Origin of the sequence: Brucella grignonensis (assembly GCF_002252505.1) — a bacterium.
Classification (GTDB): Bacteria; Pseudomonadota; Alphaproteobacteria; order Rhizobiales; family Rhizobiaceae; genus Brucella; species Brucella grignonensis.
This window is the reverse complement of the sequence record NZ_NNRL01000168.1, coordinates 192,110-209,348: the sequence shown is the minus strand read 5'-3', so window position 1 is coordinate 209,348 and position 17,239 is coordinate 192,110. Positions and strand designations below refer to the sequence as shown.

Below are 17,239 nucleotides of genomic sequence, written 5' to 3'. Positions count from 1 at the left end.
ACTAATGTTGCAGAAAAAAATGTTCCCAACACAAGCGCGCGACGCAGTCCGCTCTCTTTCCAGCTCACAAATCAGAGAAGTGGCCAACAGTGCCATGGGTCGGGAAGATGTTCTTCCATTCTGGTTCGGCGAGACAGATCAGCCGACGGCTGCGTTCATAAGAGATGCGGCGATACAGTCGCTTTCAGCAGGCGAAACATTCTACGCCCAAAATCTCGGTCGTCCTTATTTGCGCAATGCTATTGCCGAATATATGTCCGACCTTCACGGACGCACAATTGAGACGGATCGTATCAGCGTGGTGGGCTCGGGCGTTACAGGCCTTGGGGTCGTATCGCAACTGATGCTTTCTCCGGGCGATCGGGTGGTTGCTATTACACCACTTTGGCCGAATATCACGGAAATTCCGCGCATTTCAGGCGCTCATGTCGAGCGCGTTTCGCTGAACGTGAGCGGAGGAAAATGGTCGCTTGATCTTGATCGTCTGTTGTCTGCACTGACACCAGAGACAAAAATGCTGATTGTGAACTCACCCAACAATCCAACTGGATGGACGATTTCTGATGAGCAAATTGAGGTAATCGCTACGCATTGCAGAAGGCTGGGGATTTGGGTCGTTGCCGATGAAGTCTATGAGCGTCTGATCTATGATCCATCCGTCCGCTCTGCTCCAAGCTTTCTGCGGCATATGAATGCCGACGAACGCCTTATCTCTGTGAATAGTTTCTCCAAAGCCTGGTCTATGACAGGTTGGCGCGCTGGCTGGATAACGGCTCCTGTCACAATGGCTGACGATCTGGCGAAGTTGATTGAATATAACTTCTCTTGTGTTTTTGAACCGATACAGCGAGCTGCGACCGTGGCACTCCAGCAGGGTGAAGCTGAGATTGCAAACCTTCGCGCCCGGCTGGCACGAACGCGCAATCTGCTGGTATCGGGCCTTCTTGATATACCCGGAGTGGACGTCCCGGAAGCCGGCGGAGCTATGTATGTGTTCTTCCGCATTGCGGGACAGTCAGACTCCGTTGAAACCGCCAAACGTCTCGTTTCGGAGGCTGGCCTCGGCTTGGCGCCGGGATCTGCATTTGGGCCAGAGGGCAATGGGTGGCTACGCTGGTGTCATGCAGTCTCGGATGAGGCTCGCCTCATGGATGGCGTCAGCCGACTTGCAAAATTTGTCCAGCGCAAATCGTGAAAATGGACCAGCTCTGGGAGAAATCTATGTCTGCTCAGGATTTTCTTAAAATCGGAACGTTTGTAGGGCGTGTTTGGCGTGAAGATGTCCAAGGGCCGTCTGTTGTCGTGATACGCAACGGACAAGTGATCGATATCACCAGCACTGTCATACCAACAATGCGCGACCTTCTCGAAATGGGCGATCCTGCAGCCTATGTCGCTCAATCGGTGGGCGAACCAATTGCCGATATATCAAACCTGCTCAATAACGGGTCTGACGGCCGCGTACATTTGCTGGCTCCGATTGATCTTCAATCCGTGAAGGCTTGTGGGGTCACATTTGCCCGTTCAATGGTTGAGCGTGTGATTGAGGAACGTGCTGCTGGAAACCCGGAACTGGCGGCACGTATCCGTGGCCGTATTGCATCTGTTATTGGGGAGAGCATACGTGACCTTAAAGCGGGCTCGGCTGCGGCTGAGCAGGTTAAGACGGCTCTGATTGATGAAGGCGTGTGGTCACAATATCTCGAAGTCGGTATCGGGCCAGATGCCGAGGTGTTTTCCAAAGCGCAAGTGCTATCATCTGTTGGGCATGGCGCGGAAGTAGGTCTTCATCCTGCTTCCAAGTGGAACAACCCCGAACCGGAAGTGGTGCTGGCCGTCAACAGTCAGGGGCGCATCGTAGGGGCAACGCTGGGTAATGACGTAAACCTTCGCGACATAGAAGGGCGGTCCGCACTTTTATTAGGCAAGGCTAAGGACAATAACGCCTCGTGTTCAATAGGCCCGTTGTTGCGCTTGTTTGATGAAACCTATGATCTCGATGATGTTCGCACGGCTGAGTTGACGCTTACTGTTGAAGGCGATGATGGCTTTTTACTTCGTGGGCATAGCTCAATGAAAGAGATCAGCCGCGACCCGCTTGATCTAGTTGCGCAAACGATCGGCGCGCATCATCAATATCCGGATGGTTTGGTTTTGTTCATGGGAACGCTTTTTGCTCCCACGGAGGATCGGGGACAGCTCGGACAGGGCTTCACCCATCATGTTGGTGATGTTGTATCGATATCCAACAGTCAACTGGGAACGTTGCGCAACACGGTGAGACTCTCGACGGAATGTCCTCCGTGGGTCTTTGGCGCATCGCATCTTATGCGAAATCTGGCGGGACGAGGACTGCTCTGACGAGCGTATGAAACCGTGTCTTTGTCTGGTGGATAGGTGAGGCAGATCATCGCTGAAACTATGCCAATCAGTGTGCCAAGCCTTTCGCGCAATAAATCTATGGGAGAGAGAAAATGAAACTTGTCAGATTTGGAGATGCTGGTTCTGAAAAGCCGGGGATTGTGGATGACAATGGTTCCATTCGCGATCTGTCATCTGTTCTGAGCGATATTTCCGGCAAAGAGCTTCCTACAATTGGAACGGTGCTTGCGGGCATTAATATCCAGCAGTTGCCTCTTGTACCAGAAGGTGTTCGGCTGGGTTCCTGCATCACCGGCGTTGGCAATTTTATCGCCGTTGGTCTCAATTACGCAGACCATGCGGCGGAAAGCGGAATGCCTGTTCCCGCAGAGCCAGTTTTGTTTAACAAGGCGCCATCATGCATTGTTGGTCCTAACGATACTGTGCTTATTCCGCGTGGATCGCAGAAGACGGACTGGGAAGTCGAGCTTGCTATCGTGATAGGCAAAACCGCATCCTATGTAACTGAGGATGAAGCCGCCAATTATGTTGCCGGTTATTGTGTTTGTAACGATGTCTCTGAACGGTCGTATCAGCTTGAGCGTGGGGGAACTTGGACGAAAGGCAAGGGGTGTCCAACATTTGGTCCGTTGGGGCCGTGGCTGGTGACACCTGATGAGATTGCTGACGTTGATGCTCTTGCAATGACGCTCGACGTCAATGGTGAACGTGTTCAGAACGGTTCAACCAGCACGATGATTTTCAAGGTGCCTTTCATTGTTGCCTACATTTCTCAATTCATGAAGTTGGAGCCTGGCGATGTCATTACGACAGGAACACCTCCCGGCGTCGGAATGGGTATGAAACCTCCGCGTTACCTGAAGGCCGGCGACACGATGAGAGTGGAGATTGAGGGCTTAGGCGTCCAGAAGCAGATCACAGCTGCAGCCTGAAGACACAATTAAAGGTGAGGGGATATCGATGAATCGGATTGATATGATCGGGAAGCGCGTCATCATAACGGGTGGCGCGCAAGGTATCGGCTATGCGATCGCTGACCGGCTGGTGCAGTCAGGTGCTGCCGTCGCAATTTGGGATTTGAATGCTGGCGAGGCTGAAAAAGCAGCCAGAAAGCTTTCCGCTGATTGCATCGCGTTTGGTGTCGACGTCGCAGACGAGGATAGTGTTGCGAATGCTACAGCTCGGACCAGCGAAGTATTTTCAACCGTCGATGGTCTGGTCAATAGTGCAGGTATTACAGGCCAAGTTAAGCCGCTTGTAGAATATGATCAGCACGAATGGAACAAAGTAATAGCAGTTAATCTGACTGGTACGTTCAACTGCTGCCGTGCGATCGTTCCTTTGATGGCTGCGAATAATTATGGGCGCATTGTCAATATTGCGTCTGTGGCAGGCAAAGAGGGAAATCCCAATCTGGCCGCCTATAGTGCTGCAAAAGCTGGTGTGATTGGCCTGACGAAATCGCTTGGAAAAGAGCTGGCAAAAACGGGCATTGCGGTGAATTGCATCACGCCAACGACTGCAAAGACCCCCATACTTGACGGACTAACACCAGAGTTTATCGATTATATGCGTGTGCGTATTCCGCGCGATCGCTTCGTTGAACTGAACGAAGTTGCATCTATGGTTGTCTGGATGTTGTCCGAAGAGAATTCATACACCACTGCCGCCACATTTGATCTCAGCGGTGGCAGGACAACTTATTGAGACGTTTCGTTCTCACATAGAACATTGATGGGGATATCGACGTGTCAACCAATCTCAACGGAAAGACTGTCCTTATTACTGCAGCTGCGCAGGGAATAGGGCATGCAAGTGCTGTTGCATTTGCAGCAGCGGGTGCAACAGTATACGCGACTGATATCAATATGGATGCGCTCAAGCATCTCGACAGCTATGAGCACATAAATACTCGAAAACTCAACGTACTGAATGAAGCCGATATTGCGTCACTCGTAAACGAGATCGGAGATGTCGATGTCCTGTTTAATTGTGCAGGCTGTGTTCATAGTGGCTCTATTCTTGAAATGCGGGATGAAGACCTTGATGCAGCAATCGATCTCAACATTCGGTCGATGATCCGGACGATACGTGCTGTTCTGCCGGGAATGCTGGCTCGTAAGGACGGTGCTATCATCAATATGTCGTCTGTTGCGTCGAGCGTAAAAGGTGTGCCGAACCGCTTTGCTTATGGTTTGACAAAGGCAGCTGTCATCGGTCTGACGAAATCCATTGCCGCAGATTATGTTTCAGCTGGCATTCGTTGTAATGCGATATGCCCCGGAACGGTTGAAAGTCCATCTTTGCAACAGCGGCTTCGTGATCAAGGTGACTATGAAGCTGCCCGTGCTGCCTTTATAGCCAGACAACCAATTGGCCGGATTGGTCAGCCGCAAGAAATTGCTGATCTGGCTGTTTATCTCGCCAGTGCAACCTACACCACCGGACAGGCATACAACATTGATGGTGGCTGGACGATCTGACGATGTGGTTCATTTTGCGGTGCCGCTTTTAGCGCGCAAACCCCTAGCCGGCCGCTGAAAATATCGCAACAAATATCCTTACCATTCAGAAGCGGCGCAAATGGTTGGCAACAGAGTATAATTGCCAACCAAGCATTGCTTTAAGCTTATTGATTTGTCAGCGCTGTGAACTGAGTGCAATGATCGACAACCGACGTGCCAGTACCATCGGCAATGTCTTGCATTGACGTACGGTTCTCGCCGTCGAAGCTATAGCCCTGTTCGCCTGCGCTTTCATATTGATCGCCCTGTGCCGCGTCAGCAGGTGTGGGAAGCATTTTGACGATTTTCTCATAAGCCGCAACGACATCGTTTGAGATATGGCCCTCTGCTACGCAAAATTTTATCAGGCCAAGTTGATTGCGCGATGAGTTGAACAGGAGCTGCGTGTCATCGGCCAGTGCCAAAGATGAAGTGATGATAAGCGGTAAAGAAAGCAAGGCGGCGACGGATTTATTGCGCATTGGGGTAGTGCCTCAAGGGGTTGGAAGTCAATTTTTCTGAACAGGAAAAACTACTGATTGGCTTTATTTTTCGCCATCATCCGGCCAAGCGTTACTTGCGATTTGTATTGTTCGCAAACCGCTTTCACATCGACATCGTTTGCCGCAGCAAGGTCTTCAAGAGACTGTTCGTCACCTTGAAGGTACGAAATGCCATCGCGACCCTTTTGTTCGTGTAGATCAGCTTCAGGCGAGGGTTCGACTTCGCCAAAAATTTCTACTGTACCAACGTGGAAAAACTCCTCTGAATCAGGTTCAAGAAACCCTTGGTCACTGCAATACGCGACAATACCCTGATCATTTCGCCGTTCCAAATAGGCTTCGTCGGTACTGGTCTGAGCCAAAGCCGTCACGGATGAGAGCAATAGAATTGTCAATGCATGGAGCGCCGGAGATACGGTTTTATGCGTCAATTCAGATCACCTTACGTGGTTTATAATTAAATTGCCGATTCAATTACACTTAATATTGCCAGCGCGCGAGGCTCAACATCATCGACATTGGTATAAGGCTTCCAATTTATAGTCAGAACACCGTCTTCCATCTTTAAACCATCTTTATAATTGCTGGAGGGTGCACTTGTTTCATCATAGTGGATGACAATGGATTTTAGCCCTTCTTTGAGAGCAGCTCTTCCAGTTTCTGTTACAGTGATTGTTCCAATTGCCTGGAGTATCGGATCTATGATCGGCTTACGCAGATAGTCATCGCTGGCGTATGAATCTGCAAGGCCAGGTAATGCCAGGCTTTTGGTATTCAGATCGATGGTAACGGGAAACCCAGCCAGATCCTGAATTTCCAACTCGTATTTGGGCCAGATATCAGTTGCATAGGCTGCAATGGCGCGACGCTCAGCGAGTCCGATGTTCTGAGCAAACGCTGCAATCGGTGCAGACGAACAGAAAATGCCAACCAGTGTTACACAAAACAATTTCTTCAAGGCGTGCTCTTTTCGAGTTTATCGGGAGATATCTGGGGATCTTAGTCGGGTTATTTACGAGTTCGTATCATTAGGCTCACAATTTTAAACCATCCAATTTTGGTATGCAGCCCAGACCAATTAATCCTCACGAAATTAGGTGTGATGCTCTTGATCAGGCCAGATTTTCCGATCTGAAGAGGCATTGTACATAATATGATTGGTCTGGTGTTAATGGCTTTATTGGAGGGGCAATATCCATCCAATATTGATTAAACGCTCCACCATTGAGTGGGACCTTCCTGCAAGATGAAAGGAAATTTGCCAATGACTGAAAAAGCAAAGTCGGTACGCAACGATATCGACACCCGATCTTCAGAGGCCATTAAAATTCGGGCAGTGGAGCCAACGGACGAAACAAGCTGGAAAAAGCTCTATCGAGGATATGCGGCTTTTTACAAAGTGCCCATGAATGAGGATATACTTACGCGTACATGGGCTTGGTTGCAGGACTCAATGCATCCATTGGAAGGGCTGGTGGCTGAAGCAGGCGAAAACGTTATAGGTTTTGCGCATTACTGGCCCCAACCAAGGCCACTACAGGGTCAAGATGCCGGGTTTCTCGATGACCTGTTTGTCGACCCATCCTATCGCAGTCGAGGCGTTGGACGCCTGCTTATCGAGGCGCTTAGTGACATTGCTCATATCCGTAATTGGACGATGCTGAGCTGGGTGACTGCACAGGACAATGTAACTGCGCGTCGTCTTTATGACGACGTTGCAACGGCAGCCAACTGGGTTACTTACGAGCGCGTATTTTGATGCACGGATTGCCTGCGGCGTGTGCTCGCCGCAGGCTTTCCTGCAGCAGATTGAGATAGCTGATACCTTACAGGTTTTGGTTCATTTCTGAAGCTGAATTGCCTGATTACTTTTTAGTGTTTGGAATATCTTTTCAAGCTTCCTGATCGCGATCTCAAGTTCTGCGGGCGTATAGGCCGCGAAGCCGAGCAGAAATCCAGCTTCACCTTCACCTGAGGCATGGAGCGCTGATAATCCCAGCAATTCAATATCCGAGCGGCGAGTGGCTTCTAGAACGGCATGTTCGGAAATGTCGCAAGTCAATATACACGGCATTTGCAAGCCGCCCACCGGAACGCGTGGCTCGACAAAATCTGCGAGATGTTTGCGAACCAATTTGGTCAATATTTCAAGGCGCTGTGCGTAGATGCTGCGCATATTGCGAATGTATGCCCCGAAATGTCCGCCTTCGATAAAGCGTGCAAGTGTGTACTGCGAAATGGATGCCGTGTGACCGTCGAGAAGTGTGCGTGCCGTGGTCATTGGCTTGATCAGCTGTGGCGGCAACACGACATAGCCTATCCGCAATCCGGGAAAGAGCGATTTCGTAAAAGTGCCTATGTAAATAGTTCTGTCGTTTTGGTCGAGGCCCTGCATGCAGGCCGTGGGCTTGCCCGCGTAGTGAAACTCACTGTCGTAATCATCTTCTATTATCCAGCCGCGATGATGGTTGGCCCATTCGATCAATGCAAACCGTCGCTCCAAGGCCAAGGTCGCACCGGTTGGAAATTGATGCGAGGGCGTGAGGAAGATAGCGCGGGCGGGGCTTGGATCATTGAGAATTGGCTCGATTTTTAATCCTTGCTGATCCAGCGGAACGGGCACACAATTAAGACCTGCGGCATCAAATGCCTTGCGGGCTCCATAATAGACGGGGTCTTCCATATAGATGCGCTCGCCGGGATCAAGCAGCACGTTGGCGCATAAAGTCAGAGCTTGTTGTGAAGACGTGAGTATCAGCACGTGGTCGGCAGTGGCGCGTGCGCCGCGTTCGAGATTGATATAATCAGCAATTGCCCGACGCAGCGGCTCAACCCCTTGCGGATCTCCGTGGAGGAGCGTTTGGGTTCCAATTTCTTTGAGAATTTGTCTTTGCAAGCGCTCCCAAAGCGCAAGTGGAAAGTTACGTGTGTCGGGGATGCCAGGCGCAAAGGGGCGTGGGGTCAATATCTCGCGCACGCCGCCGCTTTGGAACATCGCGTTACCTCGCCTGCTCAATTCAGGAGGTCGATTTTTGGATTTGATATCGCGCCTTGAGCGTCGATGACGGGAAGAGAATTCTGTGATCTGCGCAACAAAGCTGCCACTACCGACGCGACGGTCGATAAAGCCTTCTGCATGAAGCTGCGCATAAGCGGCTTCTACCGTATCGCGTGAGACGCCAAGAGACTTCGAAAGCGCACGCGAGGCCGGAAGTGGTTTGCCGCAACTGATCGTTCCATCAACAATCAGTTGCCTGATCGCTCGTTGTATGCGCGCGTGTAATGGCATGGCTGAATGAGCTGGGTGATTGAGCCAGGCTTTTACGGATTCGAGTTGCGAGTGCTTGAACAAATGGATGGCATCTCTTGCTGTAATTGGTGGGAGATATCAGGCCATTGAGCGGCTAAATGTCAAGCCAGTCTGAAGCTTGAATACGCATTTCTGGAGAAGCGGATCATGTCCTGCACCCCTTTACGCACAACCGTTCGAATAAGTGATATAATCCATCCAGTTGTGGCAGGCCTGATCTCGGTGATCGTCAATTACGGCGGTACATTTATTCTCGTCTTTCAAGCAGCACGTGTTGCCAATCTCAGCCCGGAGCTGACAGCATCCTGGGTCTGGTCGATTTCGATTGGCGTCGGCCTTTCCGGCTTGTTGCTGAGTTGGCGCTATCGTGCGCCGATCATCACGGCGTGGTCTACACCAGCCGCCGCTTTTCTTGTCACTGCACTTGCGACAACATCTTATGCGGAAGCAATCGGGGCCTATATGATCTCGGCAATTGCCTTCGTTATTCTTGGTCTTTCCGGCTATTTTCAAAAAATTATCCGATTGATACCGCCGGGCATAGCTTCTGGGTTACTTGCAGGCATATTGTTGCAGTTCGGAATCGGGGCATTCAGCAGTGCGAGTGTAGATCCAGTTCTGGTGGGAACGCTGATCATTGCCTACATATTTCTCAAGCGCCTTTCTGCGCGTTACGCTGTCATTGGAATATTGGTGATCGGATTTGTTTTCCTACTCATGCAGGAGCGTGTCGATTTATCGGGTCTGCAGTTGAAATTGGCTGCACCGATTTTTACTATGCCGGAGTTCAGTCTGAACGCCACTCTCAGCATAGCATTGCCGCTGTTTCTCATTACCCTAACCGGCCAGTATATGCCCGGCATGCTGGTGCTGAGAAATGACGGGTTCCAGACAAGTGCCAACCCTATTGTAACTGTAACCGGCTTTGGCTCTCTCATCATGGCACCGTTCGGTTCGCATGCGTTTAACATTGCTGCAATTACCGCTGCGATTACCACCGGTCGTGAAGCTCACGAAGATCCGTCGAAGCGCTGGATCGCCGGTATGGCTGCAGGTTGCTTCTATATTCTGGTTGGTGTGTTCGGGGTGACACTTGCAGCGGTATTTATGGCGCTCCCGGCAACGTTTATTACCGCATTGGCCGGTTTAGCTTTGCTGGGAGCCATTGGTGGGAGTCTAGCGGGTGCAATGGCAGATCCTAATTCTCGCGAAGCAGCCCTTATTACCTTTCTGGCCTCTGCTGCGAATATCAGCTTGTTCGGTATTGGCGGAGCGTTCTGGGGCCTGGTCATCGGTCTCATCGCGTCTGTCGTACTTAATGGGCAACTATCCGGTAAACGCCACAACCGTCCACCAGTCGGATGAGACAAAGGTGGTGGCCCGCTTCTATTGAGACGAGGGAGCGTAAACGTTTCTCCGCTGCGTTGCCTCAAACATGATCAGCTTCATCCGGCTTCGATCGTCTAGCTAGGCCGAAACGGGTAATCGACCAATGGGCATAGAAATCGGAATTTAATCCTTCCATTCATTGACGAAAAGTTTGCAACACTATCAAAACTAAGAGTGCCACAATTGAAATGGCAGTTACGATCATAGCGACGCGTATAATAACAAAGCCACCAATCACCAAATAAAGAAGCTCCATACTTCAACTCAAGGCCTGATTTTGAGTATGTTTCGCATCACAGGCCTCGATAGCTCTTAAGGCGGAGATAGGCGCGCGAGATTCCCTCAAGTGGTATCGAATACTCCTTTCGCTCGGATGAGATTGCATCAAAACTAATAATCTTCAATTGGCTACCCTGCAGAATTTGCTCCATGCTTTTTTGTGAGACGACCATTGGAACAATGCACCCTTCCGATCCACAAGTAGAAAAAGGAATACGGTGGTCAGCGGGTTTGTTATCGATGAACAATGTGATGCCTTCCGAAACAGCCAAGCCGAATGGTAGCAAAATCAACGCCTTGACGGAGTCTTGCGTATCAGACTGCAAAACTTCCATGCCCAGCTGATTGCCGAGCCGCTGACTAATGGAACAACGCCTTCCCGTCTCAACGCGTTGGCAATCGAGGGACCACTGACCGTATTTTTCTATGATCGAGTCTGCCTCACTGCGCCAAACATTCTGCTGGATTGTCTCGAATGTTTCGGCTTTGCGTTCGCTGGGCTTGTTGTCCTCAGGAGCTATTGAGTTGGTTGTATCCGAAGCGAAGGTATCACTGGCTCTTTGCAGAGCAGCCATGACTGGTCCTGCATGGAAAGCGCATGTGATAATCGCCAGTACATAAGCAAGTTTTTTCATTTTCGACTCTGAAGTATTGGGCCAGTTAAAGCGGGAAGAAACCTGATAGCAAATGTCTCCACGCGGTCCCGTTGCGCAATTCGTTTATCGACCATTGCCGCCATGCCAGGTTATGACACCATTGGGTTCGGTCAGGCCGACGCAAAGGTTCGCCAATGTGGTGCGACGCCATCGGATATGCGACAGACCCGGCATCTTCCACGCAAACGGGAATTCCTTCCAGAACGGCTTCGACCGCTGTGGTGGAACTATAGGTAATGACAAATTCCGCGCCGGAAAGATCGCTCTTTAAATCTTGTCTTGAGCATACCGCACCCTCTGGTGCTACTGTCTCAGCCAGAGGGTGCGGACGATATACAACTGTGTGACCAGCCCGTCGCAACATATCGGTTCGCGATTGCGCCCAGTTTTTAATGTCAACGCCGTTCAGTGAGGCATCGCCAGGAACCTGCCCAATAAGAAGAGCATACCCTTTTCGATCTTTCCACGGACGCAGATGATGGCTGAAATGACGTTGCCAGCGTTCACCATTATCAGCACTCGGCGGAAAATAGCCACGATTATTAAAGCCATTCAATGCAAGGCTCACCCATTCGAAGCGAGGTTGAATGAACCCGCGTTCCATAACGATAAGAGGACGCTGATCCTGTCGCGCAGCCGCAATAATCTGCGGATGTTTCCAGCTCCATATGACTGCGATATCCGCATTTGACGGCTTTCGCTTGGGGCCGATTGTCGTCTTTATTCCTGTGCTTCGCATACCTTCCTGCAAAGCGTTGCTGGCTTCGATGCGATACCGGCACCTCGAATATGATAGCCAAGAGCCGGGATTGTATGGCCACCCACGCGGGTAGGTGTGAAAACTGGCAGAACGCAAGTACAAGCTGCTATCTTTCCAAGAGACGAGACTTCAGGCTGAATTGTTGATCAATCAAGGGCGTGGGGGTTCCGGCGGGAATCCGGCAGGCCGCTTTCCAAACGCAGGTTGAAATTTCGACGTGGGGGCCTTTTGAAAGGGCTCTAACAATTCGCCAAGCATTTGCAATTTTTCCAATTGCGCAGGATGCAGAGATGCTTTCATTTCCGCGAGCGCTTCTTTGAGCTTCTCTGCGTTCTTCCCTCGAGCAATAACCGCATCTGCTTCTTTATCAAGCAGGCTCAACATCTGCATGGGCTGCTCGGGTGTGGCAAATAGATCGGACTTGGGAGGTTGTCTGATGTCAATCAGGGCGGAGGCAAAATGACGCCAAACGTCTTGCTGGTCGGCAGCTATTCCCAAGTATGTTTCCATTGCATTCAAATGTGACGCCAGCACGAGATTGGGATTTTCTGATCTTCCGGGACGTTCCGGCTCCAAGAATGGTTGACGTGCTGGATGAGGTGCGCCCTGGGCTTCCGGATGAGGAGGTTCCATTGCTGGTGGAGAAAAATCCTGAGCCGAAGCCAGCTGTGGAACAATGGCCAACTGTGTTAAGAGAAAAATGGCTGTAATACGCTTCATGACGTTATTCCTTCCATATGTGATGTATGAAAGGATTATTATCGCCGCCGTGTAATTGCCTTCGGTCTGGATGTTTCCCAATGTGTTGAAGTGGCGGAAAATTGTAAGCGAAGATTGCTGATGGCATTCCAGCAATGTTCAGATACAAAAAATAGCAGCAGTGTGTCTCGTAAGCGCTATAGGTGTTTTCAAAACAGACGTTGGAACAAAATGAATCTGCAGCCCCATATATTGATAGTTGATGATGACCATGAAATCCGGTCGCTTCTTTCGCGCTATTTGACTGAGCAAGGTTTTCGAGTTTCGGTGGCAGGAGATCGCCGGGAATGTGAGAAGAGGTTGCAGGAGGTTAAGCCGGATCTTCTTGTTCTCGATGTTATGTTGCCAGATGGATCAGGTCTGGATATCTGTCGACGTCTCCATGTGGAGAAGTCAGCCGTTCCGGTGATCTTGCTCACCGCGCTTAAGGAAGACGTGGATCGTATCATTGGACTTGAAATTGGTGCGGATGACTATCTTGGTAAACCGTTTAATCCGCGTGAGCTCACTGCGCGTATTAAAGCTGTGTTACGACGTACGCAGCAATTCGAGGTGCTTCCGACCGATGAGGTAACTCTATATCATTTTGGGACCCTCACTCTTAACCCTCAGCTCCGAACGGTAGCAACGCTCCAGGATGAACTCGTAGACCTCACAGCGGCTGAATTCGATCTCCTTAAGGTTTTTTTGGAAAGACCGGGACGCCTGTTGTCACGTGATCAACTCCTGGATTACACGCAAGGTCGGGGGCGCGGCCCACTTGATCGTTCGATCGATGTCCTGATGAGCAGACTTCGCAAGAAGCTCGATCCCTATCATGGTGCAGCCACTTTCAAGACGATACGGAACGGAGGCTATCAGATGACGCTTCCTGTCAGGTCCTCGGTGATCAAGCAATGAATACCCTGCGCAACCGAATAGCTCTATTGCTTATCTGTTCGATAGTTGGCGTCGTCGGATTGGCTGTTTTTGCCGCTGATCGGATTCTGAGTCCTGCACCACAGCCACCGATGTTCGATCCTATCGCGAGGCAAATTATTGTTGCGGCTGTCCTGGCAGAAGAAGATCCAGAGAAAGCGAAGTCTTTAGGGCTCAGAATCGAAGATCGTCCGGTGATGGAATCGGTTGATGAGAGGGCGACGCACTTTGTTTCGGAGGGAGTGCGCGCCGCAGGTCGATCTTGGGAGATTTTTGTAAGCCACACGGATAATCAACGGTCTGATTCAGTTTCGGTCAAATTATACCCCGACCGGTGGCTTATTGTAGATATACCGCGAATGGGTCCGCCACCTGGTAGCACGACACGACTGGCGATGTGGGTCGTCGCGATTGGAGTGGGGAGTGGAATGATAGCGCTTTGGGCTGCAAACAAAGCGACCAAATCCCTTCGCATCCTGGAAGATGCTGTCTCGCGCATTGGCCCCGATGGAACTCTGGCGCACATTCCGGAGGACGGATCGGCGGAAATTAGGGCGACCGCGCGTGCGCTCAACACTCTATCGCTTCGGCTGAAGGGGGCAATGGAAAGCCGGATGCGTTTGGTTGCAGCGGCAGGGCACGATCTGCGGACTCCGATGACAAGGATGCGGTTACGTGCCGAGTTTGTCCACGATGAAACCGAACGTGCAAAATGGCTGGCAGACCTTGAAGAACTTGATCTGATCGCGGATAGCGCAATCAGGCTCGTTCGTGAAGAAGTTTCAAGCTCCGCAGAAGTGCAAAGCCTGATAGCGAGCGAGTTGCTCGCAGGGCTGGTCAGCGAGCTGTCCGATCTCGGTTATTCTGTACAATTAACGGCATCTCAGGAGGAGCCAATTCTTGCCGTGACAGCCAATCCGATCGCATTGACACGGGCTTTGCGCAACCTGATCATCAATGCGGCAACCCATGGCGGACATGCGACTGTGTCCTGGTTCAAAGAGCAGGAAAAGCTCGTCATCAGAATTGAAGATGAGGGTCCGGGGATTCCTGAAAATCTGATTGATCAGATCTTCGAGCCCTTCTTTCGTGTGGATGCGGGACGACGCAAAAATCATCCCGGTGCGGGTCTCGGACTGGCGATCGCCAAAGAAATAATTGAAAGGTTTGGCGGTCAAATTGAAATTCGGAACAAGCAACCTCACGGTATTGTACAGAAAGTCAGTTTGAAACTAGAACATGTCTCCCGAAAGTGGGAACCGGTTTCGGAATAAAGGCATGCTTAAAAACAAACAGCTAGAGCATTTCCAATGATTCAATCAAAACAGGAAATGCTCTAGCTTTCGGCTCTTCCTAGACCATTGCAAACGACTGGGCAGGATGGGAGGCTCATTTTGAACGCTCACGATGGCGGGAAACATTGGGACAAAAATCATTACAAAATGAAACTTGCTTTGCGTGTCTTTGAAAGTAAGTTGACCTCGAATGCTATAGCATTCCAATGGATCGTTCCAACATGTGCAGACCCGGCCCGCAAGACCAAGTGCCATGTTGGCAGCTACGATCAGACGGCGTGATGCAAGGGCAACTTCGCTGATCGCATATAAAGCCGAGGGCGCTTGGTATCCGAACCTTCTGCGCTCTCGGCTACTTTCCCGCAGCCTTTTGAATTTGGAGTCCCGGACCAGTTCAGGTTGATCAGTCCTTTATTCGCTCTGCACTATCAGGCGGTAAAATACCTTTCGTAAAGATCGCGATACATTGACTTAAATATGTGCGTCGGTCTTCGTCTGAAGGCCAGAACAATTCCTGCCGATGTTTGACAATGATGGCACCAAAAATCATGTCCATTAAAATCTTCGCCGCATTCCAAGGATCATCCAGCACGATACGTGCGGCCTTTTTCTGCGATTCCAGCCAATCGGCAAGCAGGCGCCGCGAATATTCGCCGCCGCGTTCGTGCAGTGTCATTTCCAGCTCGGGGAAATGGTCAGCTTCGAGCCGCACGAGGCGGATGACCGCGAGGCGTTCGAGATCTTGTTCTCGGTTGAGACTCAGTCGGAAAATTGCCCATAGCGCATCCGAAATCGGTAAGTGATCGTAATTGCCGGGCAGGGCCAGCATGGTGGATCGATGCTCATCCACGATCATCGAGAATATATCGAGTTTGTTTTTGAAGAGCGAGTAAAGTGTGCGTTTGGAGATATGGCAGCGAGCAGCAATGTCGTCCATCGTGACATGCGCGAAGCCTTTGGAGATGAAAAGATCGCGTGCATGCTGAGCGATCTCCGCGATGCGCTGATCGTCGGACTTTACTTTTGGACGACCTCGCTTTGTCTTTTCTTGCGCCATCATTCACACGTTCCCCGCTCATCACAATTTCGCGCTTTGCGTATCATTTCGTTCGGTTTCGAGCCAGACGCAATTGACAGCTTTATTAAACCTGACTTAATGGTACGAAAGAGTTTTGTAAATAAGGTTAGACAATGCTTATTTTGCTGACGGCCCCCGAAAAGTCGCATCGTTCTCTAGGCCTGATAAAATTGTTCGGATTGGTTCTGACTGCGTTGCCACTTATTCTGGTTTCGGCTTGTTCGCAGGATCAGTCAAATTCTGCTGGTGCAGAAATTTCACCGAAGCCGCAGGTTGGTGTGGTAACATTGCAGCCGCAATCTGTTTCCATCACCGCAGAATTACCTGGCAGAACGAGCGCTTCACTTGTTGCCGAAGTCAGGCCTCAGGTCAGCGGCATTATTCAGGAAAGACTGTATACCGAAGGCGGCGAGGTCAAACAGGGCGATGCGCTCTATCAAATTGATCCGGCGAGTTATCGCGCGGCCTATGATAGCGCTGCCGCAGATCTTTTAAAGGCTGAGGCGACAGTTCCAAGTGCGCAGGCGAAAGTGACGCGTTATGAGGGGCTGATCAAGCAGAATGCTGTCAGCAAGCAGGATCTTGATGAGGCAGTTGCTTCTTTGGCGCAAGCCAAGGCGGATGTCGCCGCAGCCAAGGCAGCACTTGATACGGCAAAGATCAACCTTGATTACACCTCCATCAAAGCCCCGATCAGCGGTCGTATCGATAAATCGTCTCTCACGCCCGGTGCACTTGTCACGGCAAGTCAGGACACGGCACTTACGACCATTCGTACACTTGATCCCGTCAATGTCGATGTCACCCAGTCGAGCACCAACCTTCTCAATCTACGTCAGGCCATCAAAGATGGTCGGATCAAGATCAGCGGCGAAAACGTAAGTGTGCGCCTCCGGTTGGAGAATGGTGAAATCTATCCACAGACCGGTACGCTGGAATTTGCCGAGTCCGCGGTCAGTGAAACGACGGGTACATTCACTTTACGCGCGCAATTTCCCAATCCGGATAGATTGCTACTGCCGGGCATGTATGTCCGGGCGCTTGTTGAGGAGGGTGTTGCACCCAACAGTTTCCTTGTTCCACAGCGTGCAGTTTCTCGGAATACCAAGGGTGAGCCGACTGGCCTGTTTGTGAACGCGGAGAACAAGATTGAAGAGCGGGTTCTGCAGGTGGGGCAGAGCGTTGGCAATAACTGGCTTGTTAGTGGCGGGGTATCAGCCGGTGATCGGGTGGTTGTGGAAGGCTCGCAACTGGTCAAATCCGGTCAGGATGTAGAGTCTGTCAATGTGACGATCGACGAAACGACGGGCGAGGTTCGCGAACGCAAGCAGGCGCAGGCAGCGGATAATTCTGCAAATCAACTTGCCGACAGTCTACCAAACAAGACGCCGGTGAAGGAATAGACG

18 protein-coding genes are annotated in these 17,239 nt (G+C 50.9%); 10 read left to right on the top strand and 8 right to left on the bottom strand.

Features of this window, described 5'->3' with window-relative positions; genetic code table 11:
• Window positions 1-4 precede the first annotated feature (4 nt).
• The 5 genes from CEV33_RS22490 to CEV33_RS22470 all read left to right on the top strand — a co-directional run bounded on the left by CEV33_RS22490 (window position 5) and on the right by CEV33_RS22470 (window position 4,865).
• Window positions 5-1,195, top strand: a complete 1,191-nt coding sequence (locus CEV33_RS22490) for a pyridoxal phosphate-dependent aminotransferase (protein ID WP_094542573.1) — start codon at window positions 5-7, stop codon at window positions 1,193-1,195.
• A gap of 26 nt (window positions 1,196-1,221) precedes the next feature.
• Complete coding sequence (locus CEV33_RS22485; protein WP_094542572.1) at window positions 1,222-2,361, top strand: fumarylacetoacetate hydrolase family protein; 1,140 nt, start codon at window positions 1,222-1,224, stop codon at window positions 2,359-2,361.
• Window positions 2,362-2,474: 113 nt separating this feature from the next.
• On the top strand, window positions 2,475-3,314 hold the full coding sequence (locus CEV33_RS22480) for a fumarylacetoacetate hydrolase family protein (RefSeq protein WP_094542571.1): 840 nt from the start codon (window positions 2,475-2,477) through the stop codon (window positions 3,312-3,314).
• Between the two features lie 28 nt (window positions 3,315-3,342).
• The gene (locus CEV33_RS22475; RefSeq protein ID WP_094542570.1) at window positions 3,343-4,089 is read left to right on the top strand and encodes an SDR family NAD(P)-dependent oxidoreductase; all 747 of its coding nucleotides are present in this window, start codon (window positions 3,343-3,345) and stop codon (window positions 4,087-4,089) included.
• 41 nt (window positions 4,090-4,130) lie between these two features.
• Window positions 4,131-4,865, top strand: a complete 735-nt coding sequence (locus CEV33_RS22470; protein WP_094542569.1) for an SDR family oxidoreductase — start codon at window positions 4,131-4,133, stop codon at window positions 4,863-4,865.
• 146 nt (window positions 4,866-5,011) lie between these two features.
• Here CEV33_RS22470 and CEV33_RS22465 read toward each other — a convergent pair whose 3' ends face one another.
• From CEV33_RS22465 to CEV33_RS22455, 3 genes are read right to left on the bottom strand one after another with little or no spacing between them, the layout of a single operon-like run.
• On the bottom strand, window positions 5,012-5,368 hold the full coding sequence (locus CEV33_RS22465) for a hypothetical protein (RefSeq protein ID WP_094542568.1): 357 nt from the start codon (window positions 5,366-5,368) through the stop codon (window positions 5,012-5,014).
• A 50-nt stretch (window positions 5,369-5,418) separates the two neighbouring features.
• Window positions 5,419-5,820 carry a hypothetical protein gene (locus tag CEV33_RS22460; protein WP_235818504.1) on the bottom strand — a complete coding sequence of 134 codons (402 nt, stop codon included), beginning with the start codon at window positions 5,818-5,820 and terminating at the stop codon, window positions 5,419-5,421.
• A gap of 26 nt (window positions 5,821-5,846) precedes the next feature.
• A complete protein-coding gene (locus CEV33_RS22455) occupies window positions 5,847-6,347 on the bottom strand; it encodes a hypothetical protein (RefSeq protein WP_235818503.1) in 501 nt (166 codons plus the stop codon).
• Between the two features lie 306 nt (window positions 6,348-6,653).
• Between CEV33_RS22455 and CEV33_RS22450 the strand changes: the two genes are divergently transcribed.
• Complete coding sequence (locus tag CEV33_RS22450) at window positions 6,654-7,148, top strand: GNAT family N-acetyltransferase (protein ID WP_094542566.1); 495 nt, start codon at window positions 6,654-6,656, stop codon at window positions 7,146-7,148.
• 81 nt (window positions 7,149-7,229) lie between these two features.
• Here CEV33_RS22450 and pdxR read toward each other — a convergent pair whose 3' ends face one another.
• A complete protein-coding gene (gene pdxR / locus CEV33_RS22445; RefSeq protein WP_094542565.1) occupies window positions 7,230-8,741 on the bottom strand; it encodes a MocR-like pyridoxine biosynthesis transcription factor PdxR in 1,512 nt (503 codons plus the stop codon).
• 105 nt (window positions 8,742-8,846) lie between these two features.
• Here pdxR and CEV33_RS22440 point away from each other — a divergent pair, with 105 nt between their 5' ends.
• The gene (locus CEV33_RS22440) at window positions 8,847-10,064 is read left to right on the top strand and encodes a benzoate/H(+) symporter BenE family transporter (protein ID WP_094542564.1); all 1,218 of its coding nucleotides are present in this window, start codon (window positions 8,847-8,849) and stop codon (window positions 10,062-10,064) included.
• Window positions 10,065-10,381: 317 nt separating this feature from the next.
• Here the strand turns inward: CEV33_RS22440 and CEV33_RS22435 are convergent, their stop codons facing one another.
• From CEV33_RS22435 to CEV33_RS22425, 3 genes are all read right to left on the bottom strand, one after another.
• Entirely contained in the window at window positions 10,382-11,002 is a 621-nt protein-coding gene (locus CEV33_RS22435) for an invasion associated locus B family protein (RefSeq protein ID WP_094542563.1), read from the bottom strand.
• 25 nt (window positions 11,003-11,027) lie between these two features.
• Entirely contained in the window at window positions 11,028-11,579 is a 552-nt protein-coding gene (locus CEV33_RS22430) for a hypothetical protein (RefSeq protein ID WP_141211618.1), read from the bottom strand.
• A gap of 354 nt (window positions 11,580-11,933) precedes the next feature.
• The gene (locus tag CEV33_RS22425) at window positions 11,934-12,503 is read right to left on the bottom strand and encodes a polyadenylate binding domain-containing protein (RefSeq protein WP_094542561.1); all 570 of its coding nucleotides are present in this window, start codon (window positions 12,501-12,503) and stop codon (window positions 11,934-11,936) included.
• A 210-nt stretch (window positions 12,504-12,713) separates the two neighbouring features.
• Between CEV33_RS22425 and CEV33_RS22420 the strand changes: the two genes are divergently transcribed.
• A complete protein-coding gene (locus CEV33_RS22420) occupies window positions 12,714-13,442 on the top strand; it encodes a response regulator (RefSeq protein ID WP_094542560.1) in 729 nt (242 codons plus the stop codon).
• Window positions 13,443-13,552: 110 nt separating this feature from the next.
• Window positions 13,553-14,734, top strand: a complete 1,182-nt coding sequence (locus CEV33_RS22415; RefSeq protein ID WP_328588604.1) for an ATP-binding protein — start codon at window positions 13,553-13,555, stop codon at window positions 14,732-14,734.
• 424 nt (window positions 14,735-15,158) lie between these two features.
• On the opposite strand, the gene CEV33_RS22405 is transcribed toward CEV33_RS22415, so the two are convergent.
• On the bottom strand, window positions 15,159-15,812 hold the full coding sequence (locus CEV33_RS22405; protein ID WP_268875825.1) for a TetR/AcrR family transcriptional regulator: 654 nt from the start codon (window positions 15,810-15,812) through the stop codon (window positions 15,159-15,161).
• Between the two features lie 134 nt (window positions 15,813-15,946).
• Here CEV33_RS22405 and CEV33_RS22400 point away from each other — a divergent pair, with 134 nt between their 5' ends.
• On the top strand, window positions 15,947-17,236 hold the full coding sequence (locus CEV33_RS22400) for an efflux RND transporter periplasmic adaptor subunit (protein WP_094542556.1): 1,290 nt from the start codon (window positions 15,947-15,949) through the stop codon (window positions 17,234-17,236).
• Window positions 17,237-17,239: the final 3 nt, after the last annotated feature.

Coding starts and splice junctions, on each gene's coding strand:
- CEV33_RS22405 (WP_268875825.1), bottom strand. CDS start 15,812: ATGGCGCAAGAAAAGACAAAGCGAGGTCGTCCAAAAGTAAAGTCCGAC.
- CEV33_RS22440 (WP_094542564.1), top strand. CDS start 8,847: ATGTCCTGCACCCCTTTACGCACAACCGTTCGAATAAGTGATATAATC.
- CEV33_RS22465 (WP_094542568.1), bottom strand. CDS start 5,368: ATGCGCAATAAATCCGTCGCCGCCTTGCTTTCTTTACCGCTTATCATC.
- CEV33_RS22420 (WP_094542560.1), top strand. CDS start 12,714: ATGAATCTGCAGCCCCATATATTGATAGTTGATGATGACCATGAAATC.
- CEV33_RS22425 (WP_094542561.1), bottom strand. CDS start 12,503: ATGAAGCGTATTACAGCCATTTTTCTCTTAACACAGTTGGCCATTGTT.
- CEV33_RS22415 (WP_328588604.1), top strand. CDS start 13,553: ATGTTCGATCCTATCGCGAGGCAAATTATTGTTGCGGCTGTCCTGGCA.
- CEV33_RS22400 (WP_094542556.1), top strand. CDS start 15,947: ATGCTTATTTTGCTGACGGCCCCCGAAAAGTCGCATCGTTCTCTAGGC.
- CEV33_RS22450 (WP_094542566.1), top strand. CDS start 6,654: ATGACTGAAAAAGCAAAGTCGGTACGCAACGATATCGACACCCGATCT.
- CEV33_RS22485 (WP_094542572.1), top strand. CDS start 1,222: ATGTCTGCTCAGGATTTTCTTAAAATCGGAACGTTTGTAGGGCGTGTT.
- CEV33_RS22480 (WP_094542571.1), top strand. CDS start 2,475: ATGAAACTTGTCAGATTTGGAGATGCTGGTTCTGAAAAGCCGGGGATT.
- CEV33_RS22490 (WP_094542573.1), top strand. CDS start 5: ATGTTGCAGAAAAAAATGTTCCCAACACAAGCGCGCGACGCAGTCCGC.
- CEV33_RS22435 (WP_094542563.1), bottom strand. CDS start 11,002: ATGAAAAAACTTGCTTATGTACTGGCGATTATCACATGCGCTTTCCAT.
- CEV33_RS22475 (WP_094542570.1), top strand. CDS start 3,343: ATGAATCGGATTGATATGATCGGGAAGCGCGTCATCATAACGGGTGGC.